This window comes from Paraburkholderia bryophila, assembly GCF_013409255.1.
Lineage (GTDB): Bacteria > Pseudomonadota > Gammaproteobacteria > Burkholderiales > Burkholderiaceae > Paraburkholderia.
The window spans coordinates 1,670,841-1,683,719 of the sequence record NZ_JACCAS010000002.1; the positions used below are offsets into that span (position 1 = coordinate 1,670,841).

Here is a 12,879-nt window from a genome sequence, read left to right on the forward strand (position 1 = left end):
GAGACAACGGTGAGGAATTCCAGGAGACGAGGTCACTGCCATCAACGGTGAGGAATTCCAGGAGATGAGGTCACTGCCATCAACGGTGAGGAATTCCAGGAGACGAGGTCACTGTCATCAGCGGTGAGAGTTTCCAGGAGGCGGCCCCGGTGGGATCAGAGGTGAGCTGTTCCAGGAGACCGTCCGCAGGTCGCTGAGCGGTGAGTCGATGCAAGAACAGAACAGCACCTCTGGCGTCTGCAAAGCATCCGAAGGTGAGGCGTTCCAGGAGATCGACCGCAAAGGTGAGCGATTCCAGGAGGTGAGAAAGTGTCATGCCGACTTCGCACCGTCGATATGGTGAGGATTTCCAGGGAGTGCGTTTGCCACGCGCAGAATGACATACCGATGCGATTGCGCAGGCAACCGTCAACTAAAAACACCAAAGGTGAGAGAATTCGGGAGCGGTCGAGGTGAGAATATCGCTACCTGTCCCCGCACTTTAAATTCAAAGGTGAGGGAATTCGGGAGCCTGGATCCGTGCCCGCATCTCGTCCTTGAACTCGTTTACGTGGAGCGCTTCCCGCAATGACGCCCAAGACTTTCGCCAAAGAGATCAAGGCCGCGCTCGCACCGCACGCCGACGCGCAGCGCGCGCCCGCTATGCGTGCCTACATGCGCGATCAGTTCGACTTTGTCGGCGTGCCCACCCCGCTGCGGCGGCAAGCTGTGCTGCCGGTATTCAAGCGGCTGGAGGTGGAGAACGCCGAGCATTTATTGGCGTGCGCGAACGCCGTGTGGACGATGCCGGCACGCGAATACCAGTATGTCGCAACCGACTTGTTGGCGCGCAAGTGGAAGACGCTGGCAGTGGCAGACATCACGCATTTGCTGGAGATCGTGCAGCGCGCTTGCTGGTGGGATTGCGTCGACCCGCTCGCAGGTGTGGTCGGCGATGTGTTGAAGGTGGCGCGAACACACACGCCGCAAGCACAGGCCACCATGGATGCGGCGCTTCAACATGACTCGCTGTGGGTACGGCGCGTCGCAATGATTCATCAGCTCGGCTGGCGCGATCACACCGACGAAACGCGTCTGTTCGGCTATGCCCGCTCGCTGGCCAACGAAAGCGATTTTTTCATCCGCAAAGCGATCGGCTGGGCGTTGCGCGATTACGCGTGGCACGCGCCTCAAGCGGTGAGCGGCTTTCTATCGGTTTCCGGCGACATCATGTCGCCGCTCACCGTGCGAGAAGCGTCGAAGCATCTGCCGTCGATTCGCTGACCCTGCTTCAGGACTTTCGATCGCGGCCGCTTATCTTGCGCCGGAGCAACTAGCACCTGTGCGATTGCGTCGCTTGATTCACATCAATCTCTAGAGAAGTAAGCGCCGCCTCGTCACCCCCGACCATTGATGATGGTACTCAGATCGACCCGTACCTCATCAAGGAGTCTGACGATGCCCGTGACGCCCACCCGGAAAACCACCCTCGCCGACATGGTTCGCCTCGGCCGGAACCCGTCGGATTCGCTCGAAAAGGCGGGCAGGGAACCCACTACGTCGCCCGACGAATTGAGCGGGCGTCATGGCTACAACGCCGACTTCCTGACAGGCTGGCGCGTCGCGCTGCCCCAACCTGCCGGCGACATTCGCCCGCTTCGCCGGGGCGGGCCGGGCGCCGAACTCAGGTATCAAAACTTCTCGGTAATCATGTCGGCCTCGCGACGGCTTCCGCTCATCACCGCGGTCAATATCGACGGTGCGCAATCGCGGCAAGTGCCGCGCACCGACGTGTGGTGTTTCGACGGACGGCTCGACAAAGACGATCAATGGGGAGACGCGCTCTACGACGGCAACGCACTGGACCGAGGTCACATGGTGCGTCGAGAAGATCCGGTCTGGGGCACGCTGGAGGAAGCGCGCACGGCCAATGCCGACACGTTCCATTTCACGAACTGTTGCCCGCAAATGGCGAGTGTCAATCAGAAGGTCTGGCTGGGACTCGAAGACTACGTTTTACGGCACGCCAAGGTGGATCGCATGCGCGTGTCGGTCTTCACCGGCCCGTTCTTCGGCGCGAACGACCTGGCCTATCGCGGCGCCCTGATCCCGAAGGCGTTCTGGAAAGTCGTCGCGATTGTGACGGAGAACGGCCGTCCTTCCGCGACCGCCTATAAGGTCGATCAGGTGCAGGCGCTTGAGCACCTCAAGTTTGTCTACGCCGGGTATAAGACGTTCCAGATCAGTATCCGGAGTGTGATGCAGAACACGAATATAGACTTCAGCGCGCTCATTCCCTACGACGGGTTTTCTCAACATGAAGTGGCGCAAGGAACCGAACTGGTCGAGCCACTCGATTCCTTCGAAAGCATTCGAGTCTAGAGATGCTGGGCGCTATGCGCGCAGCTTGTCTTAACGGTGACATCAGAAAATTGGCCGTTAAACATTAACGGCTTTTCATTCAAAAACTTTAGCGATTTATTTACGGATTTTTATACGCACCAGAACAGTGTAGTCATGGCTTAGTAACAAACCTCGGCAATACTCGGCAGCGCTGCAAGTCAGACCATATTTCGTACAAAACGCGCTGCTCCGATCGAGGGCTGACGCGAAGGCCAGACCCCGGGGGGTTCAAATGACTATCCGTCATCGCATCACGCTATTGGTTGTTTTGATGTTCGTCGCCTTGTCGGCGATCGGCGGCTACGCCGTTTATCAGACGCGCGGCAGCGCGGCCGACGTACGCAAGGTGACGGAAGGTGTGGTGCCCAGCGCGCTCGCCTCCGCCGACCTCGTCTCGCAAGTCAAGGACGTGCAACTTGCCACGATGACGCTGGTCTACGCGCCCGATGCCAACATGGTGACGCAGGCGCAGGACGAGCTGAAGAAGAAAAAAGCCTCGCTGCAACAGGCGCTCGCCTTGCAGGCTAAAGACGCCGCGAGCCACGCGCAGCAAGGTCTCGTTTCGCAGGCCAACGACAGCCTCGAGAACTATTTCTCCGCGATTACCGAAACGGCGAAGATGAAGGCCGACGGCAAGAACGAACTCGCCCAGGCCTATCTGTTCGCCAACGTCGCGCAATACCGCGACGAACTCGAAGGCATCGTCGAGACCTTGCGCGTCGAGAAGAATCGCCAGAAAGACGACGCGATCACGGCGTTGAACGCCACGCTATCGACCACCACCACGGCGATTGCTATCGTCACCGGTATCGCGATCATTCTGCTGACGTCGATCGGCTCGCTGCTGTACCGCCAGATCACACGCCCGCTGAGCCGCATGCAGGCCATGATGAGCGAGATCGCGTCGAGCCAGGACTTCACGCGCCGCGTGCCGGTGGGCCGACTCGACGAGATCGGTCATTCGATCGTCGCGTTCAACGGCATGATCGAGAAGATTCAGGAAAGCTCGGCGCAACTGAAGCAGAAAACCGCCGACATTCAGGCGATGTTGCAGAACATGCAGCAAGGTATTCTGACCGTGGTCGACGGCGCGGTGATCCACTCGGAGTACTCGGCGTATCTGGAAGACATCTTCGAAACCAAGGACATTGCCGGCCGGGGCCTGATGGACCTCGTGTTCGGCGACACCGATCTCGGTTCGGACGCGCTCTCGCAAGTCGATGCCGCCGCTCATGCGTGCCTTGGCGAAGACTGCATGAACTTCGTGTTCAATCAGCATCTGCTGGTCGGCGAGATTTCGAAGCGCATGCCCGACGGTCGCGCGAAAATTCTCGACCTGAGCTGGTCGGCGATTACCGATGAAAACGACGTGATCGTGCGCTTGATGCTGTGCGTGCGCGACGTCACCGAATTGCGCAAGCTCGCGGCGGAAGCCAGCGAACAGCGTCGCCGTCTCGACATGATCGGCGAGATTCTCGCGGTCAGCGAAGAGAAGTTCCATCACTTCATCGAAAGCTCGGCCGGGTTCGTCAGCGAGAACGAGCGCATTATCCGCAAGCATTCGGAAGCGGATCACGCAGCGATCGTCGAGCTGTTCCGCAACATGCACACCATCAAGGGCAATGCGCGCACGTATAACCTGCAGCATCTGACCAACGTCGTCCACGAAACCGAGCAGAGCTATCACGAACTGCGCCAGCCGGATGCGGACCGCCCGTGGGATCAGGATCACCTGATGCAGGAATTGACGCGCGTGCGCGAAGCGATCGAAAGCTACGCGAAGATCAACGAACACAGCCTCGGCCGCAAGGGTAAGGGTCTGGCCAACGAAGCAGGCAACGCCGGCCGTTTCGTGATGGTCGAGAAAGACGACATTCAACGCACGCTGAGCATGCTCGATCAAACCAACGCCGGCGAACTGCATGAACTGCAATCCATGCGCGACGCGATGCGCCGCACGCTGCGGGCGCTGGGTAGCGAGAGCGTGGCCGACGCGCTGTCGGGCGTGCTGGATTCGCTGCCGTCGCTCGCGAGCGAATTGGGCAAGCCGGCGCCGGACGTGCGGATCGACGACAACGGCTACCGTCTGCGTGGCCAGGCGGGCGGCACGCTGAACGACGTGTTCATGCATCTGCTGCGCAATTCGATGGACCACGGCATTGAAACCGCCGACATGCGCGGCGCACACGGCAAGACGCCGGCCGGCACGATCGATATCGAAGTCGGCGTGGACAGCGGTGCATTGCAGATCACGCTGAGCGATGACGGCCGCGGCCTCGCGCTCGAACGGATTCGCGGCATCGCGGCGGAACGCGGCTGGATCAACGGCGACGAAGCACTCAGCGACGAAGCGATTGCCGACTTCATTTTCCGGCCAGGCTTCTCGACTGCGGAAACGGTCACGGAAGTGTCGGGCCGCGGTGTCGGTATGGACGCGGTGCGTGCTTTCCTCAAGCGCGAGCACGGCAGCATCGAACTGCGTTTCACCGACGATCACAAGGGCGCGGCATTCCGTCAGTTCCAGACGATCGTCTGCCTGCCGGACAGCTTCGCGGTGGATACGCTCGGCGTGAACGCGCGCGGTGAAACCGGCGAGCTGCAACTCGACGCGATGGCGGACTGAGCGCGGGTCGATGCGCGTCGCGATGAACTTCGCAAGGAAGGGTTGTGATTCAACAGTATGGTTTAGCGGCAGCAGCAGCCGGCAGCGCGATCACCGCGCTGCTGGCGTTTGCCCTCCACAAGCTGCATAGCGCGAAGCTGGCTGCACGTTTGCGTGCCGAAGCGGAAGCCCGGATCAATACGCTGATGGCCGAGAAGATCGACCATGGTGACTTGCTGCGTCAACGCGAGGAGGCCGAGCAGGAACTGCTCGCGCTGACCGACCAGTTGCGCGACGAGCTGCGGCAGCAATCGGCCAGCGCCGACGAACTGCGCGCCACGCTCGACGCCCTCACCGGCGACAAGGATCAGTGGACCCAGCAAGCCCAGCGGATCGCCGGCGAAGCCGCGCGTCTGAAAGGGCTGGGCGCGACCTTCGAGCGCTGGCACGAGCAGATGATCTCGCTGATGACGCAGAACCACGACATGCACGCGAAGAATCAGGAGCTGTCGTCGATCGTGCGGCATGTGGTGATCGTGTCGCTGAACGCGTCGATCGAAGCGGCGCGCGCGGGTCCGGCGGGTCGCGGTTTCGCGGTGGTGGCCAGCGAAGTGCGCGCACTCGCGGCGCGCTCCGAAGAGTTGTCGAAGAGCTATCGCGATAGTCTGCATCGCAACGACCTGACTACTACGTCCACGTTCCAGGACATTCAGGCGGGCGGCAAGATGATCTCGGCGTCGCTGGCGAGCGTCGAGTCGCTCGCCAATCAGTTTTACGCGAAGCTGCATCAGGTGCCGGCGTGATTTCGGACCACGCCAAAGACAGCTTCGAACGCATTTTTCGCAAGGCGGCGCAGGCGCGCTTGCCGCTGGATTCGGGCGACCTGTTCGAGATCGTACCGATCGACGACGCGAGCGCCGGCACGACCAAAGACACGCAGGTGGTCGTGCTGACCATTTCGTCGATCGTGTACCGGCTGTTGCTGATTCTCCATTTCGACGAGAACGACAGCGCGCGCCAGTACTACCTGAAAGAGGCCGACGAGCGCTCGTTCAAGGAAGTCTTTCTGGAAATCTGCAATCTCTGCTGCGGGGCGATGAATCAGGAATTGCTGAATCACTTTCCCGATCTCGGCATGTCAACGCCATATGTGCTGAACGCGCGTTGCCTGCCGCATCTGCATGAATTGAAGCCGGGTCTGCTGTCGTCGTATGCGATCACGCTCAACGGCGACGTGCGCCTCGCCGCGACGGTATGCGTCTGCGCGCATGCGCCGATCGACTTCGTTGCGGATACCAGCGCTATTGAAGAAACCAGCGGCGAGCTGGAATTGTTTTAACGACCCGGCGATTCGCCGCAGTGAGCAGGAACGCGACATGAACATGAACAAGCCGGTCAGCAAGGTGCTGGTGCTGGACGACTCGCCGCTGCACAAAGAAGCGCTGAAGCAGTTTTGCGACGAGAACAATCTGGTTGGCGTGAAAGTCGGCAAGAACCGGTTGCAGTCGGTGCTGCGCTCGAATATCGATCTGGGCGCGGTGCTGTTCTCCGAGAGCTATGGCGGCTCGCTCGAAGCCAGCGCCGAGATCGCGATCCGGATCAACGCGGTGCGGCCCGAGTTGCCGATCATCATGCGGCGCGATAGCGAGGCCAGTGTGGATAGCTTGCCCGAGAGTCTGCGCCGTGTGGTCTGCGCCGCCTATGTCGGGCACGACATGGCGCCGCTGCGCCAGTTGATCGACGAATACATTTTCAGCCTGGACTATCCGAACGCGTTGGTGCGCGGTATTGCCGACATGACGCAGGCGATTCTCGGCGACGTGTTCAAGGACCTCGTCATTACGTGCGACACGCCGTATATCGTGCGCGACCGCATCATTTTCGGCGAAGTGTTCAGCCTGATTCCGCTGGAAAGCGCGTGGTGCCGCGGCTACATGATGATGCAGGCCGAGGAGGCGCCGATCCTCGACCTGCTCGATCGTTACCGGATGGTCGACCACGCGCCGGACGGCGAAGCGGACTTCCGCGATCTGAACGGCGTGCTCGGCGAGGTGACGAACCTGATCTGGGGGTCGTTCAAGAACCGCTATGTCGGCGACGCGGACGCCTGGCAGCGCAGCCAGGTGCAGGTGCCGCTGCTGGTGAATCACAAGCACCGGTACATCTCGTTCGGCAGCGGCAATCCGCAACTGTGCTTCATGTATTGGCTGAAGGACCCGCAGTCGGGACGTTCGGTCAAGCTGCATCAACGTTTTGTGTTCAGCCTGAGCTGGTCGCCGGAAGACTTCAAGGAAGTCACGGACGACGTCGGCGCCATGGTCGAAGCGGGCGAACTGGATCTGTTCTGATTGTTGTCATAGGAAAAATCATGTCGAAAATTCTGGTGGTGGATGACTCGAGCACGGTGCGCGACGAAGTGGCCGGCTTTCTGAAGAAGAACGGCCTGGACGTCGATACGGCCGTGGACGGCAAGGACGGCCTCGCCAAGCTGAAGGCCAGCCCCGGTATCAAGCTGGTGATCAGCGACGTCAACATGCCGAACATGGACGGCCTGACGATGGTTGAAAAGATTCGCGGCGAGCTGGCGAACACGACCGTCAACGTGATCATGCTGACGACGGAAAGCAGCCCGGCCATGAAAGAGCGTGGCAAGGCGGCGGGCGTCAAAGGCTGGATCGTCAAGCCGTTCAAGGGTGACGCGGTGCTGGAAACGTTCCGCAAGCTGGCGAGCTGAAGTCGGTAAGAGCGGCGGTAAAAGCTCAGCCAATGCGGTGAGATGGGCCAAAGGTGAGGTTTTTCGGGAGCCGCTTGCCCGTGATTTGCAAAGCACGATTCGCTATAACGGCGGCGGTTGAAACACGCTAGTCTCCCAATGACTGTGAACGACCCGGGATGACGAGTGATGGCCGCGATAACTTCAGGCAGTGCTGGCGCCGTAATGGCGGATGCCGTCGCGTTGTTCGTGCCTGGGTCTGTGCGTATGCCGGTGCTTATGCCTGTGCGTTGGCTGGCGCAGGCCGCGTAGGGCGAGGCCGGACATGTGCCAATTGCTCGCCCTCAGCTGCGCCGAACCCACCGACGTCAGTTTCTCGCTGACGGGTTTCGCCGCGCGCGGCGGTCTCACCGACCATCATGTCGACGGCTGGGGCGTGGCCTTCTACGAAGACCGCGCGTGCCGCGTGTTCGTCGACGAAAAGCCGGCGTATCAGTCGCCGGTCGCGGCCTTTCTGAAAAGCTATCCGATCAAATCACGCAATGTCGTCGCGCATATTCGCAAGGCGACGCAGGGTGGCGCGCGCGTCGAGAACTGCCATCCGTTCATGCGCGAGTTGCGCGGCCAGCAATGGCTGTTCGCGCATAACGGCGACTTGCGGCCGCTCGGCGAACCGGAGCCCGGTCCGTATGCACCGGTCGGCACGACCGATAGCGAAGCCGCGTTCTGCTTCATCATGAACCGCCTCTACGCGCATTTCGCCGCGAATACGAACACGAGCACGGACACAAACGTCGACGACATCGACGCCGTGTTCAACGTCATCGAACAGGCGACGCGCACGCTGAACACCTTCGGCATTTTCAACTTCGTGTTGTCGAACGGGCAGGCGCAATTCGCCTATTGCTCGACGCGGCTCTCGTACGTAATCCGTCATTGGCCGTTTTCCAGCGCACGTCTGGTCGACGGCGATCTGAGCGTGGATTTTGCCGAGCGCGGCACGCCGGCCGATCGCGCCGCGGTGATCGCCACCACGCCGCTGACCGACGAAGTGTGGACCGCCTGCCAACCCGGCGATCTGCTGATGTTCCGCAGCGGCGCGCTGCTGCGCCGCGCCCACGTCGCCGTTCCCGCCGACGTGCTCGCCACGTCGAAATACGCGGTCTCCGAACAGTCCGCCGTGCCGGCGTGACGTCACGTCGAAACGGGACTGGCCCGACCGTCGTAGAGGTCGCGCCACTGTCGCTTTCATATTCTTCGAAGATTTAGTTAGTTTGCCGACGCCCGCTCGTCTCGTATCGTTTCGCCAGTTTTAAAGAAATACAACATCGATACGGGAACACACGAACCATGAAGCGTCTTTCTCTCCTCGCATTGCCCGCCGGTCTCCTTTTGGCGGCCGGCGCTCAGGCACAAAGCAGCGTCACGCTGTACGGCATCGCCGATGCCGGCATCGCTTACGTCCACAACGCACAAGGTGCGAACGGCCAGAATCAGTCGTCGCTGGTGAAGTTCAGCAGCGGCAACGTCTCCGGCAGTCGCTGGGGCCTCAAGGGCACCGAAGACCTGGGCGGCGGTCTCGCCGCGGTGTTCCAGATCGAGAACGGCTACAACCTCGGCACGGGCACGCTGGGCCAGGGCAGCCGCGAATTCGGCCGTAAGTCGGTGGTCGGTCTGTCGAGCAGCACGTGGGGCACGGTCACACTGGGACGCCAATACGATCCGATCGTCGATCTGGTTCAAGGCCTCACGGAAGACAACTACTTCGGCGGCACCTTCGCTTCGCCGGGCGACCTCGACAACTACGACAACAGCCTGCGCGTCAGCAACTCGGTCAAGTATGTGAGCCCGCTGTTCGCCGGCTTCCAGGTCGAAGCGCTGTATGGCGTGGGCGGCGTGGCCGGTGCAAGCGGCAACGGTCAGACCTACAGCTTTGGCGCGGCCTATGCGAATGGCCCGCTGTCGCTGGGCGCCGGTTACTTCTACGCCAACGGCGGCAATACGACGACGGGTAACGTGCGGACGTGGACCAGCAGTTCCGACACGCTGTTCAACACGGTCATCAACTCGGGCTTTGCGAGCGCGAAGTCGATTCAGATCGTGCGGGTGGGTGGACAGTACGTGATCGGCGCGGCAACGGTCGGTCTTGCGTATTCGAACACGCAGTACGCGACCGACGCGTTCTCCGCGTATCACAGCACGGCGAAGTTCAATAACGGCTCGGTGTTCTTCAACTATCAGATCACGCCGGCGTTGCGCACGGGTGTCGGCTACAACTACACGTCGCTGACGGGCCCGAGCTCGGCGCATTACAACCAGGTCAACCTCGGTGCGGACTACGCGCTGTCCAAGCGCACCGATCTGTATGCGCTGGCGGGCTACCAGAAGGCGAGCGGCAACACGTTGAACGCGAGCGGCAAGGTGGTGAGCGCGCAGGCGTCGATCGGCAGTTTCGGTGTCAACTCGGGGACCAGCAGCCAGGAGCTGGCAGTGGTCGGCATCCGTCACAAGTTCTGATTGTTTGCATGAACGCACCGGCCGTCGCAAGGGCGGCCGGGCTGCCGAATGTCTTCATCGTGGTCAAAGGTGAGGATATTCGGGAGCCGACGCGCGTCGGGTTATCCGTGAGTCCATCACGTCATTCCGCCTCACCCGTCAGCAATTCCGACGACGATTCCCGCAAGCAGTCGCTGAACAGATCGGCTGCCGGCGCCGACGTATCCGCGCGCCACACCAGCACCACTTCACCCAGCGGTTCGAGGGGCGCGAGCGGCAGCACGCGCATCCGTCCACGGCTCACGTGATGACGTGCGACCGAGAGCGGCAGGATCGACACGAAGTCGCCGCGAATCAGCAGCGAAAGATTCAACGTTAGCGAACTGGATTCGAGCGCGCCGCGATCGAGCGCAATGCCCTGCGCGGCGAGCGCTTCGACGAGCGTCGCAAAGGCCGGCGAGCCGCGCAACGGCGTGATCCAACGCAGCGGGCGCAGATCGTTCCAGCTCACCGGCAGATCGACCTTGCCGAGCGGATGGCTCGCGCCCACCACGAACACGAACGGCTCGCGATGCAGCGTCTGCTGGCTCAGCACGTCCTGATTGTCGGCGATGCGATTGCGTCCTAAGGCGAGATCGAGCTCGCCTTCGTCGAGCATTTTGACCAGCTTGTCGAGCGTCGTTTCGACGAACGACAGTGTCGCGGTCGGCGCACGCCGCATGAACAGTTCGACCGCGTGCGCGATCAGCGGCTGCGGAATCGTCGTGACCGCGCCGAAGCGGACGTGACCGGCCGTACCCGTGGTCAACGCACTGACGTCGCGGCGGGCCAGTTCGATATGCCGCAGGATCTCGCGCCCGCGCGCGGCCATCACCTTGCCGATGCCGGTCAACTCGACCGCATTGCCCACGCGCCGCGCGACGGGCACGCCGAGCGCTTCCTCGATTTCGCCGATCTGCTTCGAGATGGCCGGCTGCGTCACGTGAAATGCGGCCGCTACGCGCGTGACCTGGCCGAGCTCGGCGAGACTCACCAGTATGCGCAGATGCGGCAGTTTCAGGCCGCTGCGAAAGAAGCGGTCGATTGCGTCGTTTTCAAGGGTTGCCACCCGGATCGCCTCATGAACATAACTAAACGGTAATAACTCGCGCCGAAACGGTGATTTGCAGCGCGGTGTGCAACCCGGCTACGCTTCACTATCGGCGGGACGGTTGGGCGTGAAACGGGTGAGGCGAGCATAGCAGCTACGCGTCGGCCACCTGACTCAGGGTATAACCGGAGTCGCTTCATGCACCGCACGCCGCGACCACAGCGCGCCACCAAGCGCGCGGAAGGAGACATGCATGAGCACCCCCCTTTACGACGGCGCCGCGCGGCCCGCTCGTCCTGTTTTACCCGGCGAACCCGTCGAATCCGCAGAACGCGCGGCGCTCTATCGCAAGCTCGCGTGGCGCATCGTGCCGTTTCTGTTTCTCGCGTTCATCGTCGCGTATATCGATCGTGTGAACGTGAGCTTCGCTAAATTGCAGATGCTCACCGATCTCTCGTTGAGTGAGACCGTGTATGGCGCGGGCGCGGGCATATTCTTCCTCGGCTATTTCATCTTCGAAGTGCCGAGCAACCTGATCCTGCATCGCGTCGGCGCGCGGCTCTGGATCGCGCGAATCATGGTGACGTGGTCGATCGTGTCGTGTCTGACGATGTTCGCGAGCGGCGCCACGTCGTTCTATGTGCTGCGCTTTCTGCTCGGCGTCGCCGAAGCCGGTTTCTTTCCGGGCATCGTGCTGTATCTGTCCACCTGGTTCCCGTCGAACCGCCGCTCGCAGATCATTGCGCTCTTCATGGCGGCGATTCCGGTGTCGGGCGCGATAGGCGGTCCGGTGTCGGGCTGGATCATGCAGCACCTGGCGGGCGTGCACGGACTCGCCGGCTGGAAGTGGTTGTTCCTGATCGAAGGGATCGCCTCGCTCGTGGTCGGCGTCGTCGCGTTCTTCGTGCTGCACGACCGTATCGAGTCGGTGAGCTGGCTCTCTCAAGACGAGAAGGCGCTACTCGCGCGCGACCTCGACGCCGATGCGCAGACCCGTGCGCATCAAACGGTGCGCGGCGCATTTACCAATCCGAAAGTGTGGCTGCTCGGGCTGCTGTACTTCTGCATCGCAATGGGCAACTACGGCCTCGTCTTCTGGCTACCCACGATGATCCGCGCCAGCGGCGTCGTCAGCGTGGCGAATATCGGCTTGTTGTCGGCGGTGCCGTCGCTGATCAGCGCGGTCGCGATGATCCTGATCGCGCGTCACGCCGATAAACACGACGAGCGGCGCATCCACGTCGCGGTGTGCGCGGTGCTCGGCGCGGCCGGCATGCTGGCGTCGGTGCTGCTCGGCCAGCACGTGTGGCTTTCCATGGTGGCGCTGGTGGTCGCGGCCATCGGCATCAATTCGATTGCGCCGGTGTTCTGGGGCATTCCGACCGCGCTGATGGGCGGCGTGGGCGCGGCGGCGGCGATCGCGGTGATCAATTGCACCGGCAACCTGGCGGGTTTCGTGAGCCCGTATGTCATTGGATTTCTGAAAGACGCGACCGGCACCTTGCTGCCCGGCATGATCGTGCTCGCCTGCGCGCTGGTGCTGGCTGCGGTGATCGTGCTGGCCATGCCGGCCACGCGCAGGACAGCATGAGGAGA

11 protein-coding genes are annotated in these 12,879 nt (G+C 61.8%); 10 read left to right on the plus strand and 1 reads right to left on the minus strand.

Annotated features, from left to right (window positions below):
• Nucleotides 1-567: 567 nt before the first annotated feature.
• The 9 genes from GGD40_RS28630 to GGD40_RS28670 all read left to right on the plus strand — a co-directional run bounded on the left by GGD40_RS28630 (nucleotide 568) and on the right by GGD40_RS28670 (nucleotide 10,214).
• On the plus strand, nucleotides 568-1,263 hold the full coding sequence (locus tag GGD40_RS28630) for a DNA alkylation repair protein (RefSeq protein WP_179745924.1): 696 nt from the start codon (nucleotides 568-570) through the stop codon (nucleotides 1,261-1,263).
• A 174-nt stretch (nucleotides 1,264-1,437) separates the two neighbouring features.
• The gene (locus GGD40_RS28635) at nucleotides 1,438-2,361 is read left to right on the plus strand and encodes a DNA/RNA non-specific endonuclease (RefSeq protein WP_179711157.1); all 924 of its coding nucleotides are present in this window, start codon (nucleotides 1,438-1,440) and stop codon (nucleotides 2,359-2,361) included.
• A gap of 253 nt (nucleotides 2,362-2,614) precedes the next feature.
• The gene (locus GGD40_RS28640) at nucleotides 2,615-5,005 is read left to right on the plus strand and encodes a HAMP domain-containing protein (protein WP_179745925.1); all 2,391 of its coding nucleotides are present in this window, start codon (nucleotides 2,615-2,617) and stop codon (nucleotides 5,003-5,005) included.
• Nucleotides 5,006-5,049: 44 nt separating this feature from the next.
• A complete protein-coding gene (locus tag GGD40_RS28645; RefSeq protein ID WP_179745926.1) occupies nucleotides 5,050-5,787 on the plus strand; it encodes a methyl-accepting chemotaxis protein in 738 nt (245 codons plus the stop codon).
• Nucleotides 5,784-6,323: a hypothetical protein gene (locus tag GGD40_RS28650; protein WP_179745927.1), complete on the plus strand. Its 540-nt coding sequence runs from the start codon at nucleotides 5,784-5,786 to the stop codon at nucleotides 6,321-6,323. Before GGD40_RS28645 ends, GGD40_RS28650 begins: the two co-directional genes overlap by 4 nt.
• A gap of 37 nt (nucleotides 6,324-6,360) precedes the next feature.
• Complete coding sequence (locus tag GGD40_RS28655) at nucleotides 6,361-7,332, plus strand: chemotaxis protein CheX (RefSeq protein ID WP_179745928.1); 972 nt, start codon at nucleotides 6,361-6,363, stop codon at nucleotides 7,330-7,332.
• Between the two features lie 20 nt (nucleotides 7,333-7,352).
• Complete coding sequence (locus GGD40_RS28660) at nucleotides 7,353-7,718, plus strand: response regulator (protein WP_028196001.1); 366 nt, start codon at nucleotides 7,353-7,355, stop codon at nucleotides 7,716-7,718.
• Between the two features lie 304 nt (nucleotides 7,719-8,022).
• Nucleotides 8,023-8,889: a class II glutamine amidotransferase gene (locus GGD40_RS28665; protein ID WP_179745929.1), complete on the plus strand. Its 867-nt coding sequence runs from the start codon at nucleotides 8,023-8,025 to the stop codon at nucleotides 8,887-8,889.
• Nucleotides 8,890-9,047: 158 nt separating this feature from the next.
• Entirely contained in the window at nucleotides 9,048-10,214 is a 1,167-nt protein-coding gene (locus tag GGD40_RS28670; protein WP_179745930.1) for a porin, read from the plus strand.
• Nucleotides 10,215-10,335: 121 nt separating this feature from the next.
• Here GGD40_RS28670 and GGD40_RS28675 read toward each other — a convergent pair whose 3' ends face one another.
• Nucleotides 10,336-11,301, minus strand: a complete 966-nt coding sequence (locus GGD40_RS28675) for a LysR family transcriptional regulator (protein WP_179745931.1) — start codon at nucleotides 11,299-11,301, stop codon at nucleotides 10,336-10,338.
• Nucleotides 11,302-11,536: 235 nt separating this feature from the next.
• Here GGD40_RS28675 and GGD40_RS28680 point away from each other — a divergent pair, with 235 nt between their 5' ends.
• A complete protein-coding gene (locus GGD40_RS28680) occupies nucleotides 11,537-12,874 on the plus strand; it encodes an MFS transporter (RefSeq protein ID WP_179745932.1) in 1,338 nt (445 codons plus the stop codon).
• Nucleotides 12,875-12,879 lie beyond the last annotated feature (5 nt).